At 44.2% G+C, this 21,248-nt stretch carries 13 protein-coding genes; 4 read left to right on the top strand and 9 right to left on the bottom strand.

Annotation, left to right across the window (positions count from 1 at the left end; all coding sequences use genetic code 11):
- The first annotated feature begins 473 nt into the window (after positions 1-473).
- The 4 genes from RG47T_RS12575 (at position 474) to RG47T_RS12560 (ending at position 6,167) form a co-directional block, all read left to right on the top strand.
- Positions 474-1,871 carry an alkaline phosphatase gene (locus RG47T_RS12575; RefSeq protein ID WP_074489797.1) on the top strand — a complete coding sequence of 466 codons (1,398 nt, stop codon included), beginning with the start codon at positions 474-476 and terminating at the stop codon, positions 1,869-1,871.
- Between the two features lie 346 nt (positions 1,872-2,217).
- Positions 2,218-2,910, top strand: coding sequence for an ABC transporter ATP-binding protein (locus RG47T_RS12570; RefSeq protein ID WP_074489796.1), 693 nt, complete (start codon positions 2,218-2,220; stop codon positions 2,908-2,910).
- Positions 2,903-5,461, top strand: a complete 2,559-nt coding sequence (locus RG47T_RS12565; protein ID WP_074489795.1) for an ABC transporter permease — start codon at positions 2,903-2,905, stop codon at positions 5,459-5,461. The genes RG47T_RS12570 and RG47T_RS12565 overlap by 8 nt, the downstream gene beginning before the upstream one ends.
- 10 nt (positions 5,462-5,471) lie before the next feature.
- Positions 5,472-6,167, top strand: a complete 696-nt coding sequence (locus tag RG47T_RS12560) for an arylesterase (RefSeq protein WP_074489794.1) — start codon at positions 5,472-5,474, stop codon at positions 6,165-6,167.
- 7 nt (positions 6,168-6,174) lie between these two features.
- On the opposite strand, the gene RG47T_RS12555 is transcribed toward RG47T_RS12560, so the two are convergent.
- From RG47T_RS12555 to RG47T_RS12515, 9 genes are all read right to left on the bottom strand, one after another.
- Positions 6,175-8,082 (bottom strand): AAA domain-containing protein, encoded by a 1,908-nt coding sequence (locus RG47T_RS12555; RefSeq protein WP_074489793.1) that lies wholly within the window; start codon positions 8,080-8,082, stop codon positions 6,175-6,177.
- Between the two features lie 158 nt (positions 8,083-8,240).
- Positions 8,241-9,440, bottom strand: a complete 1,200-nt coding sequence (locus RG47T_RS12550) for an acetate/propionate family kinase (protein WP_074489792.1) — start codon at positions 9,438-9,440, stop codon at positions 8,241-8,243.
- A 25-nt stretch (positions 9,441-9,465) separates the two neighbouring features.
- A complete protein-coding gene (pta, locus tag RG47T_RS12545; RefSeq protein ID WP_074489791.1) occupies positions 9,466-11,556 on the bottom strand; it encodes a phosphate acetyltransferase in 2,091 nt (696 codons plus the stop codon).
- Positions 11,557-11,854: 298 nt separating this feature from the next.
- Positions 11,855-13,195, bottom strand: coding sequence for a histidine-type phosphatase (locus RG47T_RS12540; RefSeq protein ID WP_074489790.1), 1,341 nt, complete (start codon positions 13,193-13,195; stop codon positions 11,855-11,857).
- Positions 13,196-13,284: 89 nt separating this feature from the next.
- Positions 13,285-14,679 (bottom strand): hypothetical protein, encoded by a 1,395-nt coding sequence (locus RG47T_RS12535; RefSeq protein WP_074489789.1) that lies wholly within the window; start codon positions 14,677-14,679, stop codon positions 13,285-13,287.
- A gap of 11 nt (positions 14,680-14,690) precedes the next feature.
- Positions 14,691-17,495, bottom strand: coding sequence for a TonB-dependent receptor (locus tag RG47T_RS12530; RefSeq protein ID WP_074489788.1), 2,805 nt, complete (start codon positions 17,493-17,495; stop codon positions 14,691-14,693).
- A 270-nt stretch (positions 17,496-17,765) separates the two neighbouring features.
- A complete protein-coding gene (locus tag RG47T_RS12525; protein ID WP_074489787.1) occupies positions 17,766-18,959 on the bottom strand; it encodes a threonine synthase in 1,194 nt (397 codons plus the stop codon).
- Between the two features lie 61 nt (positions 18,960-19,020).
- Entirely contained in the window at positions 19,021-20,652 is a 1,632-nt protein-coding gene (locus RG47T_RS12520) for a M28 family peptidase (protein ID WP_074489786.1), read from the bottom strand.
- 157 nt (positions 20,653-20,809) lie between these two features.
- Entirely contained in the window at positions 20,810-21,247 is a 438-nt protein-coding gene (locus tag RG47T_RS12515; protein ID WP_074489785.1) for a DUF3805 domain-containing protein, read from the bottom strand.
- Between the last annotated feature and the right edge of the window lies 1 nt (position 21,248).

The raw sequence follows: 21,248 nt of genomic DNA, 5'->3' as shown, positions 1-21,248 counted from the left end.
ACAGTTAAATCAATAATAAGCCGGTATTATAAATACCAAACCAACTGCGGGTTAAGGATAAATTAAGGATCATAAGAAACCGCCGCGTAATATGAATTTAATGTGAGGGATAGCGTTCTATATCCGTAGTGCCAAACTAACTTGTTTCGGCATTCCACAGCACAGTTATATGACTTAGTAAATCTGCAACTTGTATCCGTCAACTCAGCACATTTTATATTGGTATGCGGAATGCCGAAATAACTTCGTGCTCTATGCCCGTCGTGCCGAACTTGTTTCGGCATCCCACAGAGCAGGTGTATGACTTAGCAAATCTGCAACTGGTATCCGTCAACTCAGCACATTTTATCTTAGTATATGGGATACTGAACAAGTTTAGGACGACGGACTGGTACAACCCGAACCCCAACCTTAATACTAAATTAACCAGCAGGTAAAGCGCAAAGCGTTACTTCGCCCGTACAAACATCAACATGAAAAGAAGAGAGTTTTTTCGCAATGGTACCCTGGCAACTTTGGGCGCTACCCTGTTTAATCCGTTTAATTCGGTAGCGAACGTACTGAACCCAATTGCAGCTAACGGCAAGGCTAAAAATATTATATTTATGGTAAGCGACGGCATGAGTACCGGGACACTCAATATGGCCGATCTGTTTTTGAATCGTAAATATGGCCGTTCTAGCAACTGGTTGGGTTTATATCGCGAAAGCCGGGGTACCAGGGCGTTGATGGATACGGCATCTGCCAGTTCGCTGGTTACAGACTCTGCGGCCGCAAGCTCATCATGGGGTGGTGGTGTAAGGGTTAACAATGGTTCGTTAAACGTTGGCCCCAATGGCGAAGAGCATAAACCTATTCTTCAAAAGTTTAAAGCAGCCGGTAAAGCGGTTGGCTGTGTTACCACTGTGCCTATTACCCATGCAACACCGGCTGGGTTCTGCATAAATGTAGGCAGCCGCGGCGACCAGTCTAAAATTGCCGAACTGTACCTGCCGCTAAAATTTGATGTAATGATGGGCGGCGGTAACGATTATTTTAGCGCAGCCAAACGCAAGGACGCAAAGGATATGTACAAGCAGTTTGATCTCAACGGTTATAACATTGTTAGAAACCGTATCGAGATGATGGCTCTAAAACCCGGAAAACCGATTTTAGGTGTGTTTGCAGATGATGGCCTGCCTTATACGCTTGACCATAATCAGGATAAAGACCTCCAGAATACCGTACCCACATTGGCCGAGATGACCAAAACGGCCATTGCTATCATGAATAAAAACAGTAAGGGTTTTGTACTCCAGGTAGAAGGTGGTAAAGTTGACTGGGCTGCCCATGGTAATGATGCAGGCGCTTTGATCTACGACCAGATTGCTTTTGATGAGGCCATTGGCGAGGCTTTAGCCTTTGCCGAAAAAGATGGTAACACACTGGTTGTGATGACTACAGATCATGGTAACTCGAACCCCGGCCTGTTTTACAGCGATAAAGCCAATGCCAATTTTGATAACTTCCAGAACTTTAAACACTCTAACGAGTGGGTTTTAAAGCAAATTCATAAAGGTGATACTGCCGGGAGGGTAATAGAGCAAATCTCCAATGCGCAAAATATTGTGATCACTTCTGCAGAAGCTACTGATCTGTTAAAATACTATAACACAGTAGACGAGGCTGGCCTATACAACGAAGCTAACTTGCCGCTTCGTAAACTGGCCGAAATTCAGCAGAAATATACCTCTGTAGGCTGGGGTGCCATGGAGCACTCGGCAGATTATGTAGAACTGGCCATGTTTGGCCCTGGCAGTAATTTGCTGAAGCCATTTGTAAAAAATACCGATTTGCACAATTTAATGTTGCATGCTACTGGGATGATGTAGTCATTGGTAGGTGTGAGTGTTAATTACTTAAGTATTTTGTCATTCTGATCGTAGTGAAGAATCTGCTACTACTCGTTAAGCGGCTAAGTAGATCGAAGAAGATTTTTCACTACGATCAGAATGACAAATAGGAGATGGGCAGAATGTTATCTGTCAAATACGCGCGCGAATGTTTGGATCCACCGTCATCCTGAAACAAGTTCAGCACGACGGTCGAAGAGAACGAGTAACTCTGTCACCTATAAATCATAATCGGCAAACAAACTACCGCATTTAGTTTTTGTGTATAGTATCTACGTAACATTTGCCGTAGCTTATCATCCAACACAAAAACACAGAATAAAGCGTGGAAAACATACTTCATATTGCTGATCTCAGCAAAACATATCAAAGTGCGGGGCGTACCCTTACCGTGCTCGATAATATTAACTTCTCGGTTACTGCAGGCTCAACCAATGCCATTGTAGGGCCGTCGGGTAGCGGCAAAACTACATTGCTGGGGCTTTGCGCCGGCTTGGATCGTTCCAGTTCGGGTATTGTCGAATTAAATGGCATCAACCTCGGAAATATGAGCGAGGATAAGCGCGCGCAGGTGCGCAATCAGTACGTAGGCTTCATTTTTCAAAACTTTCAATTACTACCCACGCTTACAGCTTTAGAGAATGTGATGGTGCCTTTAGAACTTCGCGGCGAACGTAACATTAAAGCCCGTGCGCTCGATCTTTTGGATAAAGTAGGTTTGGCCGAACGCAGCCATCATTACCCAACACAACTTTCGGGTGGCGAGCAGCAGCGGGTATCATTGGCCAGGGCCTTTAGCAATCAGCCTAAAATTTTATTTGCAGATGAACCTACCGGTAACCTGGATGCTGAAACTAGCGAAAAGGTAATTAAACTCATCTTCGACCTTAATAAAGAAGCGGGCACTACCCTGGTTGTGGTAACGCACGATCTGGAACTGGCTGCGAAAACGCAGCGTATTATCAGAATAAAAGGTGGCAAACTGGTGTCGGACGAAAAAACTAGTGTCAATGTCTGAACCAAATCAACTGGAAAAACCGCCGCTTAAATTAGGCTGGCTTTTTGAAATGGCCTGGCGCGATAGCCGTAAAAACCGGTCGCGCTTGTTCTTGTTCATTTCGTCTATCATATTTGGTATTGCGGCTATTGTGGCTATCTATTCGTTTGGGTACAACGTAAAGAAGGATGTAGATAACCAGGCTGCCACGCTGATTGGTGCCGACTTATCTATCTCGGCCAGTAAGCCTGCCGATGAATCTATGATGCCGCTGCTTAACTCTTTGGGCGACCGCAGATCGCAGGAGCGGAGCTTTGCTTCGATGATCTATTTCCCCAAGGGGGACGGAACGCGCTTAGTGCAGGTGCGTGCCCTGCAAGGTGAATTTCCATACTACGGGACTTTGGAAACCACGCCAACTGCCGCCGGAACCGATTTTAAGAACGGCAAAAAAGCATTGGTAGACCAAACCCTGATGCTGCAGTTTAATGCACAGGTGGGCGACTCGATTAAGGTGGGGAATTCTACCTTTTTAATAGCCGGTATACTAAACAAAGCACCCGGACAAACCGGTATTGCATCCGGCATAGCGCCGATAGTTTATATCCCGCTGCAATATCTGGATCAAACTGGGTTGATGCAAAAAGGCAGTCGCATTAATTATAACTACTATTACAAGTACGACCATGATGTAAACGTAACCAAGCTGGTTAAAGGCATGGAAACCCGGCTAGAGAAAGCCAACCTGAACTACGATACCATTGATACCCGCAAGGAAAATACCGGCCGTAGCTTTGAAGACTTGACCCGGTTTTTATCCCTGGTAGGTTTTATTGCTTTGCTGTTGGGCTGTGTAGGTGTGGCCAGCGCTATTCATATTTATATCCGCGAGAAAATTGCCTCTATAGCCATTATGCGCTGTTTAGGCGTACGCTCTACTCAGGCGTTTTTAATTTATCTTATTCAAATTATTAGTATAGGGTTGATAGGTTCTGTTATTGGCGCTGCACTGGGTAGCGGGATAGAACATTTATTGCCGCTGGTATTTAAAGATTTTCTGCCGATCAGTGTATCTACGGCTATATCGTGGATGGCTATTGGTCAGGGGATTTTGTTAGGAGTTGTTATATCGGTATTGTTTGCTTTGCTGCCGTTAATTGCTATCCGCAATATTTCGCCGTTAAATACCTTGCGCATGTCATACGAAAACATAAACCTGCTGCGCGATCCTTTACGCTGGCTGGTGTATACGCTTATTGTGGGTTTCATTGTGGTGTTCAGCTATTTTCAACTGAGCAGCTGGCAGGCGAGTATTTTCTTTACTATCGGCATACTTGTTGCTTTTTTAATCCTAACCTTAATTGCCAAGCTATTAATGCGACTGGCCAAATTGGTATTAAGCAACTCCTGGAGCTATTTATGGCGACAAGGTTTTGCCAATTTATACCGGCCTAATAACCAGACGATTATACTGATCGTCTCTATCGGCTTAAGCACTACATTTATCTGTACTTTGTTTTTCATCCAAAGCATGCTGGTAAAACAGGTAAGTATTTCTGCTACTACCAATAGCGCCAACATGATTTTGTTTGATATCCAAACCAGCCAGAAAAAGCAGCTGGAAGCCTTAACCGCGCACTATCATTTACCGGTAATACAACAGGTGCCCGTAGTAACCATGCGGATTAATAAGGTGAACGGTAAAAATGCAACACAGGTAAAAAAAGATACTACCATACAGCTATCGCCGCATGTGTTTAGTTATGAATATCGCGCTACTTACAGGGATACCATTATACCTACCGAGAAGGTTATAGATGGCACGTGGAAAGGTACTGCGGTAAGCGGTACTGAAGTCCCAATTTCTATCGAAGACCGTTATGCTAAAAAGAATCACCTGAAACTTGGCGACCATATTGAGTTTAATGTGCAAGGCTCGCCGGTGCAAACAGTGATAGCCAGTATCCGTACCGTAAACTGGACTAAGATGCAGACCAACTTCCTGGTCGTTTTCCCGAAAGGAGTACTCGAGGATGCGCCGCAGTTTTATGCCATGTTAACCCATGTACCATCCAAACAGGTATCGGCCAAATATCAGCAGGCGGTGGTAAAGCAATTTCCAAATGTATCGCTGATTGATCTGGGGCAGGTATTGAGCGTACTCGACGAACTGTTGGATAAACTAGGTGATATCATTAAGTTTATGAGTGCATTCAGCATCATTACCGGCATTGTGGTACTCATTGCTTCGGTAAGGATCAGCAAATATCAGCGCATCCAGGAGAGCGTATTATTAAGAACCATGGGGGCAAGCCGCAGGCAGATATTAACAATAACCGCACTGGAATATTTGTTCTTGGGTGCACTATCGGCCCTAACCGGTACTTTGATTGCTTTTACAGGCAGCTGGTTACTGGCTAAGTTTAGCTTTGATATTCCGTTCTCGGCAGATGTAACGCCGGCGGCTGGCATATTTTTAGCTATTACTTTGTTAACCATTACCATCGGCCTGTTAAATAGCCGGGGTGTGTTGAATAAACCGCCGCTAGAAATTTTAAGGGGCGACTCGTAATTTTATAAACATGTATCCATTTAAAAAAAGTGCCGCCATCTTATTATCCCTGCTCGTCATTAGCTGTGGTGATAAGAAAACTGCTAAAAATACCCTGGCAGACACGCTAGCCAACAAAGCTGACCTGGCTGGGCAAACTACGCCCACAAGCACCAAAACGATTTTGGTTTTTGGCGATAGCCTGACCGCAGGTTATGGTTTGGACGATCCATCAGATGCATTTCCGGGGGTAATTAAGGCTAAAATAGATTCGCTTAAATTGCCTTATGCCGTTATAAACTCCGGCGTAAGCGGCGAAACTTCCGCAGGGGGCTTAAGCCGCATTGACTGGGTGCTGAAACAAAAGCCGGATATATTTCTGCTGGAACTTGGTGCAAATGATGGACTGCGTGGTAATTCTGTGGCGCAAACCATTACCAACTTACAGGCAATTATTGATAAGGTAAAGGCTAAATATCCCGATGCAAAGATCATACTGTTAGGTATGCAGGTGCCGCCAAGCATGGGCCAGCAATATGTAAATGACTTCAAGAAAATGTACCCTGATCTGGCCGCGAAAAACCACATCGGCCTGGTGCCTTTTTTATTAGAAAACGTGGGTGGTATTACTAAACTAAATCAGGCAGATGGTATCCACCCAAACCCGACCGGTGCTAAAATAGTAGCCGAAAACGTTTGGAAAGTATTGCAACCAGAGCTTCACTAAATTTTACCTATTCATTTATATATTCCCAAGCGCTCTCGTAACCGTTCAGCTGTTCGGTATAACCAACAAAGTCAGCGTAGAAAGGTAACTGTGATAGGGTAGAACTATCGCCGATAACCACCAGTTTCTTGCGTGCGCGGGTCATGGCTACGTTCATGCGGCGGATGTCTGACAGGAACCCGATCTGGCCATCGGCATTACTACGCACCATACTGATGTATACGATGTCGCGCTCCTGCCCCTGGAAACTATCTATGGTATTTACCGTGATCTTATCCTGGTGTAAAAGCAGCAATGGGAAGTCGGGCAGTTGCTCTTTTAGTAGCCTGATCTGCTCTTTGTAAGGCGAGATTACGGCCACTGTCGGGAAGTTCTCAACGGTGTAATTGGCATCCAGTATACCAAACAGGCGGTCTAGATGTTTTAATACAAATGCGGCTTCTTCGGGGTTGGTACTGCTGGTGCCTTCCAGTTTTTCGTCGAAACCACAGCCTGCGGTATCTATAAAATTTACCGGTAAATCATCGGCAAATAACAACTGTTTGGCAACCGAAGCATTAGCTTTTAACAGGCCGTCATAAAATATGCGGGATGAAAAACCCATAATATGTTCATTCATCCGGTATTGCTCGTTTAATAGCACAACTGCTTCGGGATGCAGGGCGGCACATTTCTCGAGCAGGGTGGTGCTTAGTCCGTTCCGTGCTGCCTCTGCCGATTTAATGGTGGGCGGCAACTGGCAATGATCGCCCGCCAGAATTACTTTTTGCGCTTTCAATATCGGGATCCAGCAGGCGGGCTCTAAGGCTTGCCCGGCTTCGTCAATTACCACAGTATTAAATTTTAGCTTGCGGATGGTATAATGGTTAGCGCCAACTAGGGTAGCGGTAATCACCTGCGATTTTGCCACCACATCATCAATTATGTATTGCTCTGTTTTCTCCACATCGCGCATAATCTTGTGGGCTTCATCAAACAGGGCCTTGCGTTGGTCGCGCTCGGCTTTGCCAAAGCTGCGCTTGTATTTATGCGCCATGTTTTTGTATTCTGATGCCTGTTTTTTGAGTTTCTTAATCTCTTTGGTCATGGCATGGTCGGTCATCTTGCTATCCAAAGTGAGCGACATCAACCGGTCTGATACCCTGGCCGGGTTCCCGATGCGTAAAACATTTAACCCTTCGCCTGATAGCTTTTCGCTCAATAGGTCTACAGCCGTATTGCTTGGCGCAACCACTAAGATCTGCTGTTTATTTTGTGCCGATAAAGCCTTAATAGCCTGCACCAATGTGGTTGTTTTGCCCGTACCAGGCGGCCCATGCACTACGGCCAGCTCATTGGCATTCAGTATTTTATTAACTGCTAATTGCTGCGAAGGGTTTAAATTATTGGGCTTGGTATAAACTACCTCCGACTGAAATGTGGGCGCCTTATTACCCGTTAGGATCTGGATCAGCCGGCCTTCTTCTGGTTTATCTGCCAGGATATTACCCATCTTAAGGGCATTCTGCATTTCGTCGTAGCTGTTATCATCAAACAGCAGGTCAATGCCCAGTTTGCCATCGCGTGCCCAGTCGGGGAGTTCTTCGGTGAGTAAAGTGATCTTAAGTTTATTGCCGCCCTGGTAAGTTACTGTCCCATCAACACGATCTTTTTTAGGATCGTGGTTGGAGAATAAAGCTGCCGAAGCCCCAAATCTTAGCTGGTGGCTTACATCCTGGTGGGTGGTTCGTTCTACTTCAACGCTGATATAATCACCACGGCTGGGTTCTGTTCCCCTGATTGCAATCGGGTACCAGGTAACACCCGCCATACGGCGGTCGGCCACAGATGCAGTTTCGGTTAATTTTTGATAAGCACGTTTGTCTTCATCACGTTCAATTTTGAGTAAGTCAAGCAGCTTTTTGAAATAGTCCATAAAAGCAAAGGTAGTTTTTAGTCGGGAAGTTTACTTGCGCGCGTTTGCAACGCGTGCTCAATTCGGTCGGGCATTTGTAATGCCCTCTCTATCCGTTGGGTATTACAAATGCCCAACCAGTACGCACGCGTCAAAAGACGCGCGAGAGAGTTATTCAACTATCCCTTCAACCTTGCATAACACTGGTTGGCAATCTCCAACTCTTCATTAGTCGGTATTACTAAAATTTTTACAGGCGAATCTGCTGTACTTATTTCGCGGATACCTGGCGAACGGGTGTAGTTGACGTCTTTATCTATATTGATACCCATGTATTGCATGTCTTCGCAGCTTAACTGACGTACCTGGGCATCGTTTTCGCCCACGCCTGCGGTAAATATGATGGCATCTATGCCATTAAGCACGGCAGCGTACGAGCCGATGAACTTTTTAATGCGGTAGGCATACATATCGTAAGCCAGTTTGGCATCTTCATTACCTTCATTAATGGCTTTGGTAATGTCGCGCATATCGCTAAAGCCGGTTAGGCCCAGCATGCCGCTTTGCTTATTAACCAGGTCGCTTACTTTATCTATACTATAGCCCAGTTCGTTAACCAAGTAAAAGATAACGGTTGGATCGATATCCCCGGTACGGGTACCCATAATTAAGCCGCTAAGCGGACCAAAACCCATGCTGGTATCTAATGATTGCCCGTTTTGGATAGCCGTCATGCTGCAGCCGTTGCCCAAGTGGATAGAGATCAGCTTGGCATCAGGCTTATTAAGGTAGGCAACTGCCTGCTCTGATACGTATTTATGGCTGGTGCCGTGGAAGCCGTATCCGCGGATATGATAGTCTTTATAATAAGATACAGGTAGCGCAAAACGGTAAGCCTTTGCCGGCCTGGTTTGATGGAAAGCGGTATCAAAAACTGCCAGTTGTACGGCGTTGGTAAAAATAGTTTCGGCAACTTCTATGCCTTTATAGGCAGATGGGTTATGCAGTGGCGCAAGTTGAAATGTAAGCTTTAATTCTTCCTTTACCTCGGGTGTAATTTGGGTAAGCTCGGTAAAGCGTTCGCCGCCGTGTACAATGCGGTGGCCTACCGCTATAATTTCTGATGTGTCTTTAATCACACCCAGCTCCGGATCGCTAAGCAGGCGGTTTACTTCGTTTAGTCCGGTTTCATAATCGGGAATGGGCATGGTATGCGTTACCGATTTTTCTTCGCCATTAATATAAGTTTTATGGGTGATGGAAGCATCGCCATAGCCAACACGCTCAACCAAACCCACACAAACCGGGCTGGTTGAGGGCATTTTAAATAACTGATATTTGATAGAGCTGCTGCCCGAGTTAATTACAAAAATATTCACTTCGAAAATGTTTATTAGTTTACTGTTAGTCCTGGCATTGTATGGCGGTAATAATTACCGTGTTAAAAATATCGTCTACGGTACAACCTCGGCTCAGGTCGTTTACGGGTTTGTTTAAACCTTGCAGCATCGGGCCAATGGCCAATGCGCCGGTTTCGCGCTGAACTGCCTTATAGGTGTTATTACCGGTATTGAGATCTGGGAAAATCAATACACTGGCCCGGCCCGCCACCTCAGATCCCGGTAATTTACTGCTGCCCACAACAGGGTCAACCGCGGCATCATACTGGATCGGGCCTTCCACCTTCAGATCCGGACGTTTTGTTTTAACAATTTCTGTAGCGCGGCGTACTTTCTCTACATCCTCGCCCTCGCCAGATGTGCCTGATGAGTAAGACAGCATAGCCACCCTTGGTTCGATACCAAACCGCTGACTACTTTCTGCTGATGAAATCGCTATCTCGGCCAGTTGCTCGGCAGTAGGATTAGGGTTAACGGCACAATCGCCAAAAACAGAGATCCTATCTGGCAGGCACATAAAGAAGATGGATGATACCACTGAGATGCCCGGTTTGGTTTTAATAAACTGCAATGCAGGCCTTATGGTGTGCAAGGTAGTATGTACAGCGCCTGATACCATACCATCGGCATGGCCTTTGTAAACCATCATGGTGCCGAAGTAAGATACGTCGGTCATTAAATCGCGGGCCATTTCGAGGTTTACGTTTTTGGTTTTGCGCAACTCGTAAAGTGTATTTACATAGTCGTCGTAGTTCTCATCATCGGCCGGGTTAATAATGCGGATGGCGTTGAGGTCGAGGTTAATATCCAGCCGGTTAATGGTGGCGGTTATCTCGGTAACGTTGCCCAAAAGGGTAAGGTTAACAATGCCTTGGTTGATAAGCCTTGCAGCTGCTTTTAGTATGCGTTCGTCGTTACCTTCGGGCAGTACAATATGTTTCTTTGCACTCTTGGCCCATTCGGTTAGCTGGTACTGGAACATACGCGGAGTAATGCCAGATGGTTTAAAGCTGAACAGGCGTTTATCCAGTTCTACGGTGTTAATGCAGCGGTTAAAGGTATCAATAGCAAGTTGAATTTTCTTGGTATTGTCTGACGTTATCTTAGAGCGAATGGCCCCAATCTCGTTACTGGTTTGGAAAGTACCTGTTTCTACTGCGATGATCGGGAAAATGGTCTGTAAACCATTGATTAGCCTGATGATGGGCTCCTCGGGCTCGTAACCTGCTGTGAGGATAATGCCTGCTACTTTGGGATAGTTAGTAGAGAGATTGGCCTGCAAGGCGCTGATGATAATATCGCCACGGTCGCCAGGGGTAATAATTAAGGTGTTTTCTTTCAGGTAATTTAAAAAATTAGGTACCTGCATGGCACCGGTTACAAAATTATCGGCAAGGTTGCTCAATTGGTTTTCACCAAACAATAATTTACCATTCAATTTATGGTAAATCTCTTTCATAGTGGGGCTATTTAAGCTCGAATTGCTCGGTATAACGGCTAAAAGAATATCAGCAGACAATTGTGCTTTAAGTAGGTCTTCAATGTCTTTCGCATTCTCCGGCTTTACTTTATTAGCTACCAACGCTAAAACCTGTACCTCGCGCTCATCAAAATTACGGATGGAGTTTAAAGCACCATTCACAACCTGCGCGGTGGTTTTATCCTCACCGCTTACCACAATGATAACTGGGGCACGCAGGTTTTTGGCTATTTGCACATTAATTTCAAATTCAAAGGCTGCACCTTCGCCCAGGTAGTCGGTGCCTTCTACAACCGTAAAATCGTTCTGACTTTCCAGGCTTTTAAACTTGCGGATAATCGTATCTATCATCTCGCCTCTTCGTTCGCTTTCCATCTGGTGCGTGGCCTCTTCCCAGGTAAAGGAATAGGTATCGGCATAGGTCATCGGTAAATCGAAGTGGCTGATAATGGCATCCGTATGATGTTCCTTGTATAATAAAGGGTCGTGGCTGATGATCGGTTTGTAGTAACCAATTTTTTGCGCCTTGCCCAAAAGCATATTCACCAGGCCAATAGATATAATAGATTTGCCGCTATGCGGCTCTGTACTGGCAATAAAAACAGTTTTGATCATTTTAGTATTTTGATTTCACCGATATGATTTTGATTTCACGGACTATACTGTGCTTCCACCAATTTCGGTGAATTTTCACATATCATCATATAATTTCAGGGATATAATAACATTTAGCCAATAGTTGTTTGCTAACATTGGCCATACTGTTTATATCAATAAAATTCAGTTGGGCCGCAAGTTACCCACTGCGGCTGTAATAGGCAAAAAAATTAATTTAATTGAGACGGCTATGATATAAACACAAAAGCTCACCGAAATACAGTGAGCTTGTTATAAGCTTAGAGCGTACTGGTTATTACTGCGCTATTTCTTTCAAATACTTATTCATATCGTCATTCATATTTACACCGTACCCGTTTAGTTTTTTGATGTAAAAGGCTTTCAAATCGCTCCATTTGTAGTAGGGGTAGTTGCTGGTTTGTAAACCTATAATGCGGGCTTCTTTCTCGTTCAACAATACTTTAACCAAATAGCTTGGGTTGTTGGCTTTTTTGTAAAGTATCCATTGGATGTTGGAGCTTAGTGGTGCTACCTGTGCGGCCTGCCAGTCTTTGTTGATGCGGCTTAGGTCTTTAGTAGCTTTATTAGCTATGTCTATGCCTAACAAAGCAGCATAAGGTGCAATTGTTTCTGCATGGGCAAAACGTAGCTGGGCAGTATATTTACCCGTAGCTATAAACTCGTCGGTCGTTTTGATAAAGTTGATGAGTAAGGGTACCGCAATACGAACCTGGATACCGTTAACATCCATACCCGGGCCTTTTTTATAAAAATCATCGGCCACGTCAACCTGGCTTAAGTGCTGTAATTCGGCACAGGTGAACAGCGATTTAAAGTTGAGTTCTGCTACCGAAAAACCTGCCCGTACAATTTCGTTCTTTAAGGAGTATACAATGGTGGTAAAGCCAAATATATCGCCTGTAAACTTATCCAGTTGTTTTGGCGAAAGGGCGGCGATAAAATCAGGCTTAAAAATCCGGCTGGCCAAGGCTTTGTTTACTTCGGCAATATGTTCACTCTTTTCCAACGATTCCATGAGGGGTGCCCAGGGGCCGCTTTGCTCAAAGGCTTTGTAGGCAGGTGCGGTGTCATAAAAACGCAGGTCGGTATCGTCGTTATATTGATTAATAGCGGGCTGATCTTTAATACCTTCTTTCAATCCGCTCAAAAAAGCATCTGCGCTTTGTTTGGTGCGGATCTCTTTGGTAATACCTACGTTTAAATTCGCCGTTTTAGCAAATACGTTTTTGTTTTGTGCGTACATGCGGCGGGCAATATCCTGTAACTCGATACGGCCTTCTTCCGAGATCGATTTAACGTCCACCCCCTCAACCTTCTCTAAACGTAATATCATTTGCTTAAGCAGCTGGCCTTGCTTAGTTAAAGCATTTGCACTGTCGGCTTTTTGCAAAAGCTGGTAGGCGTAGGCAATTTTAACTTCTTTGGTTAAATGCCTGGCACCATGGCGGCCTACATGGTTTATAAATACCGGTTCGTAACCTTTGGGTACCGGCGCATATTTTTGGTTAGGGGCTGGGTATAGGGTTTTAGTACCCAAAAATGTATCGGGGCAGTTTTGCGCTAATGCAGCTGTGCTGATGGTGCTGCAAAATAAAAGGGCTTTAAATATCTTCATGCTGATTGCGGGTGCTAAATATAGCATTTATGAAAAACCCGAGAATGTTTTTAAGCATTCCCGGGTTAAATTATGATGAGGTTTAGAGATTAGTGCTGGTTGCCCGTACCATCATTCTGGTAAGCGCCAATGTCTTTACCCGGCAGTGTAATGGTAGTACCATAAGTGCCGGTTGTTTTTACCGAAGCTAAAGGCGAAAAGTCTGTTTTACCTTTACCCAATCCCGGTGATGATGCCTGTAGTTTAAAGTTACCTGTACCAATAGCAATAACAGCATAAGGTTGCAGCGTAGCACTTATAGGGCCCGGGTTGGCCGTGAAGTTGTACTGATTTACATCATAACCATAAAACATCGGGTTGTTGGCTTGTGGTGTGGTTGATAAAATATCATTAGCTTGTTTTACGCCTACACCATCTGTAGAATAAAATTGGGTTACAATAGCCGGAGAATAACCATATAAATACTGGTTATTGTATTTAATATTAGCTACATCTGCATCGCTGGTAATACGGGTACCAAAACGGCAGTTAACAATAAGGTTGTTGTAAATGCTGCCTTTAGCGCTTTTTTCATAATCGATAGAGCCACCACGACCAGTTTTGGTTTGGCGGTAGCCACCGTTAACCATGGTGTTATTATACATGTTTACGTTACACTGTGTGCCTGTAGTACCAGCATCAGATGCTTTTAGTGAGTTTGTAGCAGCGCCGATACACATGTTGTAAGCCAAATCGCCAACGGTGCCGCTTTTCATATTAAAGAACTCGCCGCCTACGCCGCCGCAAAGTTCGAAGGTATTACGCATGACACTGATTTTGCCGCCGGATACACGGATATTGTCATCTTTAGATCCAAAGAACCAAGAATCTTCAATGATTAAATTTTTAGTGATGTTGGCAAAATACATATTATAGCGCGGAGAACCTGTTGTGTAAAAGGACTGGTCATCGCTGGTTCCGGCAGGCCCGCCGCCAAATTCAATGTGCGTCCATTTGATAATGGCATCACCACCGGTTGGGCTTGGATGGGTTACAGTGGCCGTGGCAGGGGTACAGGTTATACCTCCCCACCAACCTTTTAGTGCATTTGTATAGTTTTGAGCAGTAGCTTGTGTATGCAGATCTGCGGCATTTTGTACAGTAATGTAGTTTGGTGCTGCTTGTGTACCTAAGCTAATAAAGGTGCCATGCATAAATATTTCTGGGCTGGTAGCGGGTGTTAAGCCATCGCCTATGGCAACTAAGTGTACACCGCTTTGCATCATTAGCGTATCGCCATCGTTAACGGTAATATCACTTTTAAAGTAATAGGTTTTACCGGCAAGCATGGTGCCTTTAACGGTACCTTTTAAAGTATCTGAAGTAATGCCGTTTGCGGTTGATACCAGCGGTTGTGATATATTAACCATCTCTGCCTTATGACAAGCACTTAGCATTATACCCAGGCCGGCTAGTACGGCTAATTGAGTGAATATCTTTTTCATTTTCAGTTAGATTATAATTTGTAGTGCAAACCAAGTATGTAATATTGCTGGTAGGTATCACGGCGTACAAAGGTGTCTTCGCCCGCAGCCTGGTACTCAACCGCCTGGCCGCTGGCACCCGGTTTACCCAGTGGAGGGTAAGGCAATTTGATAAACAATTTATAAGGCGTGTTTAACAAGTTGGTAGCCTTGGCATAGATGTACAGGTTTTTGTAGATCTTTTTCTCGGTAGAAAAATCTAACGTTACGAAACCTTTTTGCCATACATCATTATTAAGGTAGGCAGATACACTGTTGATGCGTTCGCCGGTATACACAGCAGAGATCTGCGCATCGAAACCGCTCTTGGCATCTTTATAGAGTAATGATAAGTTACCTATGTTTTTAGATTGGCCTTGCAGCGGGCGGCTTTGATCAACCGTTCTGAAGGTATTGTTGCCGTTGGCATCTTTATAATCTTCCCGTTTAGAAGAAGTGATCTTGGACTGGGTATAAGCGTAATTGGCCCTGATACCAAAATGGCGGATATATTTAGTAACATCTAACTCGAAACCATAGTTATGTGCGGTACCAAAGTTGCCGGCCTGCGAAACATAATCTAAAGATGAGCCTTGTTTTACCAATGCATATTCAATCGGGTTTTCTATGCGTTTGTAGAAAACACCGGCCAGGAACTGATCTAATGCTTTAGGGAAAAACTCGTAGCGTAAATCGTAGTTATCGGCAGTGGCACGTTTCAGGTTAGGGTTACCCACTTCCTGGTAATCGGCATCCGGGTCGCCGGTTGTATGCGGGATTAACTCGTAAAAGTTAGGGCGGCTAATGGCCGAATAATAAGTGGCGCGGATGTTTTGCTTATCACTCAGTTCGTACTTTAAGTTTAAGCTCGGTAAAAAGTCGTAATATTTAATTGAACCTGTTTTACCTAGTTGGGTAACCGGCAAAGCGTCAGTCCAGTTTTGGTCTGTATGTTCGTAACGCACACCACCTAATACGTTTAATTTACCTACAGCAAATTTAACCTGGCCGTATCCGCCACCTATGTTCTCGGTAAAGTCATAGTTAAGCGGGTCTGACGCGGTACCTTGCAGGGTTGATACGATAAAGGTATTATTGTCGATATTGCCGTTGTAAGTTTGTGTAGAGTTGGTTAACGGTAAACCCAGGGTATAGCTATCATAAGTACTGTTACGGGTTTTGTTACGGTACATACCACCTGCGGTAAATTCAACTTTGGTACCTGCTATGGTTGGCGAGTAAACAAAGTTTAAATAGCCACTTTTATCCTGATCTGCGTTGTAAGCAAAAGTTTGGGTCTGGCCTTTCAAAGCATCGATAGTAACCGGCTGCTGGGCTACAGAACCATCCGTTTGTAAAGTACGGCCTGTAATTAAAGCTAACTGGTAGCGGTTTTCGTTAGCGGTTGCCTTAGAGTAAATACCTGTCCAGTTGATACTGAATTTATCAGACAGTTTATGATCGCCGTGTAACTTAAAGTTATAGATCTTTTGTACCATACGGTCGCTGCGCGGATTTTCTGTAACACGGCCCTGGCCTATGCCTGTACGGGCAAGGTTTAAGCTGGTATCAGATACATAACGATATTGGTTTTGCGCCAGGTCAATAAATGACGAGGTTAAATCAATTTTGTTATTACGGTTAAATATATAATCGAACTTGCCAATTGCACTTGTACGTTGCTGTTGCGTGCTGTAAGTTCTAGCTTGGATGTCAGTAACCAGCGGTGCGTTGCTAACCGGATCAACATCTGTTTGGAAGAAAGTGCCTTTTGTGTTTTTGTAAATGTTTTGATAGCTCACCGCTACAATTGCGCCGAATTTTTTATCAGCACTTCTGCCGCCGATGCTTAAGCCGGCAATGGTACCAAGCGGCGATTTAGAATTGTTAAAATGCTGCCCGTTATTAGAGAAATCATTAATTATAGCATTATAACTGTTGCCATTGTTAATTCTCGGTGAGCGGAATGTTTTGTCATTGTTGCCAAAGTTGGTAAAACCATGGTCGAGCACGCTTTGTGATAAGCCTGTACCCAGATTAAATTTCATAGTGAAATCATCTGGTGCGGTTTTTAATACTAAGTTAATCGCGCCGCCAATTGCATCGCCTTCCATACTTGGGGTAAGTGATTTGTATACTTCCAGGCGTTCAATAATATCAGCCGGGAAAATATCCAGTGGTACATAACGGTTTTTGTTGTCGGGGCTTGGAATCTTAAAGCCGTCTATCAGCGTATAGGTATAACGTTTTTCCATACCACGGATAATGGCATACTGGCCTTCGCCATTGTTGCTACGCTCTATAGATACGCCGGATACACGCTGGGTAACGTTGGCCACGGTAATATCCGGTGATACTTCGATAGTTTTGGCCGATACTGCGTTTAAAACCTGGTCAGACCGTTGCTCCAGTTTGCGGGCGCTTTGGTCGCTTTCGCGGTTACTGTGGCCGCTAACTATAACATCCTTCAGGTTGTTTATTTTGGCTTCTAATTGTATTTTAAAGTAGCGGGGAGTGCCGCTCTTTATTTCAAAATTTAACTCTGCTTTTTGAAACGATATATATTTTACTTCAATTTCCAAATTGCCATCGGGCACATTTTTAAAAACGAAGCTACCATCTAAGCCGGTGCCTGATGATTTAGCATAACCAGATTTGTTTTTTAACGTAACCATAGCACCAAGCATGGGTTCGCCGGTTTGTTTGTCTATTACTACACCTTTAACACTGGCTACACCTTGTGCAAATGTAAAGGCAGAATAAAACAATAAAATTAATAGGGGGAGCAGTTTTTTCATCTATTAGATAATTTACCGCAAAGGAATAGTTGTAATATAATGGCAGCATCAACCCAATGTTAACATATTGTAATCATTGCATTGGATGTAACATCTATGTAACAATGAATTAACCTTTGAGAAAATGATTTGCTCAGATTGAGGCAGTAACTGAGTAGATGTTTCAGATCGCTAGAGAATACGCCAGAATGACTTTTAAGCTATCCTGGCCTGCTGTCTGTTCTGTAAGATACCGAAACAAGTTCGGTACAACTGGCGAAAACTAAATTCCTAAACCTCAATATTCTCCAGGTACTTATACCCGCTACCTGTATTGATGAGTAGTATTTGTTCGCCGGGTTGTATCCAATTGGATGCTTTAAGTTTTTTGTACGCTTGCCATAGGGCGGCGCCTTCCGGGGCTATCAACATGCCTTCGTGGCGGGCTATTTCTTTAAGGGCATGGCTCATTTCGCCGTCACTGATTGTTAAGGCAGTCCCTTTACTTTCGCGCAGCACGTTTAAAATTTGTTTATCGGCATAAGGCTTGGGCACCCGCAGCCCGTTGGCTATGGTAAAGCCACCGTCGGCAAATTCAGAAACCGGCATGCCGGCATTAAATGCATTAACAATCCCATCGCAGCTTTGCGATTGTACGGCCACCATACGCGGGCGTTTGCTGCCAATCCAGCCCAGTTGTTCCAGCTCGTCAAATGCCTTCCAGATACCAATTAGGCCCGTACCACCGCCGGTAGGGTATAAGATAACGTCGGGCACCTGCCAGTTAAACTGCTCGGCAATTTCGTAGCCCATGGTTTTTTTGCCTTCCAAACGGTAAGGCTCTTTCAGGGTAGATACCTGGAACCAATTGTTGATTAAAGCATGCTCGTGGATCAGTTTGCCGCAGTCGCTGATGTTGCCATCTACTTCCAGTAGTTCGGCACCGTACAGGCGGCATTCATCCTTAAAAACCTGTGGGGTTTGTTTGGGCATATATACTACAGCCTTTATGCCTGCACGTGCGGCATAAGCCGCTAATGCGCCACCTGCATTGCCAGCAGTGGGCGTGGCAATGGCTTCGATACCCAGTTCTTTAGCCTTAGATACTGCCGCGCTGATTCCCCTGGCTTTGAATGATCCTGTTGGGTTGCCAGATTCATCTTTCCATAATACCTCGTTACCGCCGGTAAACTGTTTCAGGTTTTCAATAGGGATAATAGGGGTGAAGCCTTCGCCCAGCGTAATAATATTTTTTGGATCGATAACAGGTAAAAACTCTTGGTACCGCCACATGGTTGCCGGGCGGCCCTGTAAAATGGTTTTGCTAATACCCGTAGATAAATTGTACTGTGCAAACAAAGTAGATTTGCAAGCCTCATTAATGCAAACTGTATTTACAAGGGCAGCATTATGTATGGTGCCACATTCGGGGCATTGCAAGTTTGTTAGCAGGGAATGCACTTCCAGTTCAGTCGGAGTAATCATTAAAATACAGATCTATTATTCTAACGTTATAAAAACGTTTGAAGTTGCTTGTGGTTGAAACTTATTTGGTGGCAAATATATCGCCGGTATTCCAGGTTGGCCTTGCCGGGTCTTGTGCTACCAGGTAGCCGATTAAGAAATTGAGCTGCGCATATTTTTTACCCGCTTCAAAATCAAAGATACCATTAATATCATCTTGTGGTTTATGGTAATATTTGGCGCGCCAGGTGGCTACAAAATCATTCAGGTTGTTTTTGCCATCAGCTGTTTTAGCACCGTATTTAACATGCAAAGCGGGGATACCTTCGAGCACAAAACTGTATTGATCGCTGCGGGTAAAGCGGGCCTGTTTAGGCTCCGGGTCGGGTTCAACATCCAACCCTAAATAAGCTGCTGCCTGTGCTACATTTTTCTCCAGCGAAGAATGTTCGGCCCCCAAAGCGGTGATAGACAGCAACGGAGCAATGATAGTGGGCATATCGGTATTTACGTCGGCCACCATGCTTTTAACCGGCACGGTTGGGTGTTTGGCAAAGTAGTTAGATCCCAGGTCGCCCAATTCTTCACCGGTAACCAGTACCACCAATATAGAACGCTTTGGTTTTAGTTTGATGTTATGATAGATCTTAGCAATGCTGATCACACTTGCTACGCCAGATGCATTATCATGTGCGCCGTTATAAATAGAATCGCCCTGAACCGGTGTGCCGATACCCAGGTGATCAAGGTGGGCGCTGTGCACTACATATTCTTTCTTTAATTTAGGGTCTGATCCTTCTATTTTACCGATCACATTGTAGCTTAAAATGTCCTGATAGGTAGAGCTTAGTGAAGCGCCAACACTTGCTTTTAACAAGGCCGACGATGGCTGACCAGCCTTTAATTGTGGCAATACGGTTTGCAGGTTTTTATCTGCTTGTTGTAATAGCGCCTTAAATAAGGCATAGTTAATGGAAGCATACAGACTAATCTGCTTTGAATAAAAAGTACGCGATACAGAAACTGCACCCTTATCATCCATAATACTGTAAACGCCACGACTGATATTGGGTACACGCGCAGCAGAATCTGCAGAAGCCATAATTACACCTACTGCGCCATGCTGTGCAGCCACTTTCAAAATCTGCGAAGCATTCATCACATGGGCCGAAACTGACGACGAAAATTTCTCGGGTGCGCCACGGGTAATGATCACAATTTTGCCTTTAACATCTAGCCCGGCATAATCATCATAGCCTAAATTAGGTTCGCTAATGCCGTAACCCAAAAATGCCAGCGGCGCACTTATGCTTACCTTTGGTAATAAAGGATTGGGGTAAATGACGTAATCTTTGCCTTTGCTTATGTTGGTATTGGCCGGGGCATCAGATAGGGTTAGGTTGGCATCGCCGATAAATGCTTTGCGTAACCTTACCGTTTGCAGCCAGGTATTATTTTCGCCGGCAGGTTTAACATCGAGGCCTTTAAGCTGGCCAACCACGTAATCAACAGCCATCTGGTAGCCTTCTGTACCGGGGCCACGGCCTTTCAGCTTATCATCGGCCAAATAAGTAATGTGCGCCTTAATATCATCCGGACTAACCTGTTGCATGGCCTGCTCAACTTCGGTGCTTAATTTTACCTGTTGCGCAAAGCTGCCGGTTGCCGATAGCAGGAGAGCTGCACTTAGTAAGTGCTTATATAGTTTAATCATTTGTAACGCTTTTATATACTGCCGTAAAAGGCAGTAAGCAGCAAGGTATTAACTAAGCAAATTACAGGCAAGTTTTTAGCGATAATGTTACTTGTTGAATATCGTTATGGTGGCATTCTCCAAATTACCCTTCGGAGTGAGGATAATGCAATAGCAGTTAGTTAATTTTGATACTTTTGATGATGTTTTCAATGACTATTAACTCATTTTCGTTCTCAAAAGAGTTTTCTTGATCTTTATCAATAACAAAAGAGCAAGTAAATAAATAATTATTGAGCCCTGTTATCCAATAATATATTAAAAGATCGTCATTCCCCTGAATCAGGTTTTTCTCGAAATAAGCACATTTATAATCCCCAATCTGAACTGTTATTGTAATATTGTTTCCTGCAATTTCTTCTGAGATCACATCAATGACACTATTGTTTGTCTTAAATATTATAGGTGTAATTCGAAGATTACCTGTCCATGATGTTGTATTGAAGAAGGCGTATGTACCTTCATCGTCTTCATATTCAGACCAAGTTGCGGGGATGTCCCAACTAAATAATTTATCTGAGGAAATAAAAAACTTGTAGTTACTGGATGTTTGCATA

Source organism: Mucilaginibacter polytrichastri, assembly GCF_001911425.1.
GTDB classification, from domain to species: Bacteria; Bacteroidota; Bacteroidia; order Sphingobacteriales; family Sphingobacteriaceae; genus Mucilaginibacter; species Mucilaginibacter polytrichastri.
This window is presented reverse-complemented; position numbering and strand designations above follow the sequence as displayed.